This is a genomic window from Enterobacter cloacae complex sp. GF14B (assembly GCF_004136805.1).
GTDB classification, from domain to species: Bacteria; Pseudomonadota; Gammaproteobacteria; order Enterobacterales; family Enterobacteriaceae; genus Enterobacter; species Enterobacter hormaechei_C.
In genome coordinates this window covers 1-2,415 of sequence record NZ_QFRV01000196.1, presented here as the reverse complement: position 1 = coordinate 2,415, position 2,415 = coordinate 1, and the positions used below count along the sequence as shown (strand labels likewise).

Below are 2,415 nucleotides of genomic sequence, written 5' to 3'. Positions count from 1 at the left end.
CGAGCGGAACTCCTGGCCGCTGGTGTTTCTGATGGGGTAACAGATTTTCACAGGCACTCCTTAGCGTGAGAAACGTCCGCGCCGCTGCGCAGGTATTACTGAAGGTCCATCCTGCTGTTGCTCTGCCAGGGAAACCGGGATCTGGCTGAGGCTGGCTCTCTCAAACCATAACCTTCGCGCAATTTTCCAGCGGATTTAGCAAATAAAATTAATCGGGAAGCGACTTAGTCACGACTCGACAACCCTGAACTTCTTTACTGAAGGAAATCTCTGTTTCACCACCATCAAACTGCTGCGAAATGGTAAGATGATCTGGCCCGTCCCATTTATAGATAACGGTAATACATCCGTTATCACATTTCATGGAGAAATTTTTATTTAACTCTATATTTTCCTGGAGATATTTTTTGTTATCATTAGTTAAACTATCTCTATATTTTTGATAAGAACTCAAAATATTTTTATTTTTATAAAAACACTCATCAATATCACCATTTTCAAATATTTTCTCCAGTGGTTGTTCTTTATGTATACATACAGAATTGGGAACATCATCATTTTTATTATTGTGAGAATAAATAATTGCTCTATTATTAAGAATAAAAACTAATGAACCATCAACCTCAATAAAATAAGAAAACGGATAATCACATTTAACAGAAGGATTTATCGGAGTAATTAAGTTTAATTTACCTCCTAGCTTAATGTTATAAGCAGAAAGGAACTTTTTATATAAATCAACTGTTTTTTCACTATGCCAGTATTCCAGAGGAGATATACTTTCCTTACTGTATTCATATTTGCAAATATTGCCGATAGAGACATTAGTGTTATCAATAACAATGTTGTTCCCTTTAAAAATAACATCAATTGAATCCTTAGTAACATCTTCTCCTCCAGGAATAATAGGCTCGGAGATCAGATAACTCACCCAAGACGTAGAATTATTCGGTGATAATATATCCGTCACGACAGGAACGGTTTTAGCATTTAAAAAAAATGAAGCAAACACCAATGGCAGAACTAATATAAATTTATTCATAATAGATTTACGTCGCATTTAATCCTTAGAATCATAAACATTGTTTACAAATAAGTTCCTTTCAGATAACCGTCTTTTCACAAGGCCGGGGTCGCCACCATTTGTTATATCCATGAATTCATCAGCCGCAGATTCATAGTTTTCTGAATTTATTAACCTCAATAAATTCGGAGCCCCGTTAGATGAAAAGAAAAATTCCCCACAGTTAAATAACAAACTAACAAGTGCGTCAAACTCATATTGATATAAATCAACATTAATATTTCTTTTGACACCATTTTCAAATCTAACCAAATCAATATCAAATATTTCATTTGCTTTACTTTGAGTGATTCCGCCTTGATACTCAGTTGGCAATGAAATATTCTCACATCTTTTGCTGTCTATTAAATGACCATATCCTATAGTGCAATGTCCGTGCGAGTCATTATAAGCGTTAAGGCGTAATGATTCCCATCCTTTTATAAATATCTTACCATTTTCTGATGTATGTAGTGTTGTTGTATCCAGACGTTCTTCCTTCGAGGTACTATTATTAAATGTATTAGCATACCCTTCCGACAAAATTTCAATAGGATCAACCAAATCACTACGCCTTAAAAATGGAGGCTTTGTTTTGTCTGTAAGTGGAGGATTAATACTACAAGAGACTTTGCTAGTATATAATTCAAGATGGAGCATATAAACAATGACATTTCCTAATTTCAACCTTGGTCGATTGGTTTTCGGATTTATAAGTTTCCCTGTATTACCTATATGTTGTCCTTGTTTTACTTCATCCCCAATTTTTACTTTAATACTCGGTGGATCAAGCTCCCCATATCTAACAATAAATTTACGTCCATCTGTTGTTGTATGAAAAATAGAAATCTCATTGGTTCCATCATAGAAAGGATTTGTACCAAGAACTTTGCCATCACAGATTGCTACCACTTTTTCATAAGGTTTAGTATACAAATCACGTGCAGCGTGCTTTCTGGCCCCTCCATTACGATTGGTTCCATATGCAGCCATGTTAGACTGATGCATATTTCTCCAGTCATAATGAGACCATATATGCCCGGGATCGTTTTCCGGCTTCACGGTTAGCGGAAAAATTACCTGCTTATCAAGCTCATGCTCAATCGCATCCAAAAACACCACCGGATGAAAATGCCATACCGCCTCATCCTTATCAAACGGCGGCACCCTGCTCATCCACTCCAGATCCGCCTGCCATTTCTCGCAGTACTTTACTTCCAGTGGGTCCAGATCCTGATAAAACCCTTCCCAGCGCCCCGTCGAACGGCCTTTACTCCATTCGCTGTGATGTTTCACCACCAGACGGTTCACCACATTTTTCACCAGCGGATCACGTACCGCCAGCGCCTGCC

General features: G+C 37.6%; 2 protein-coding genes. Both read right to left on the bottom strand.

Annotated elements, in window-relative coordinates; translation table 11 throughout:
• Positions 1-208 precede the first annotated feature (208 nt).
• Positions 209-1,060 (bottom strand): hypothetical protein, encoded by an 852-nt coding sequence (locus DD606_RS24590; protein WP_063855879.1) that lies wholly within the window; start codon positions 1,058-1,060, stop codon positions 209-211.
• Positions 1,061-2,415: glycoside hydrolase family protein (locus DD606_RS24585; RefSeq protein ID WP_172745117.1), on the bottom strand; the 1,355-nt coding region annotated here is incomplete at its 5' end.

Bases quoted from the DNA above. Each gene is read 5' to 3' on its own strand.
- DD606_RS24590 (WP_063855879.1), bottom strand. From the start codon at position 1,060: ATGCGACGTAAATCTATTATGAATAAATTTATATTAGTTCTGCCATTG.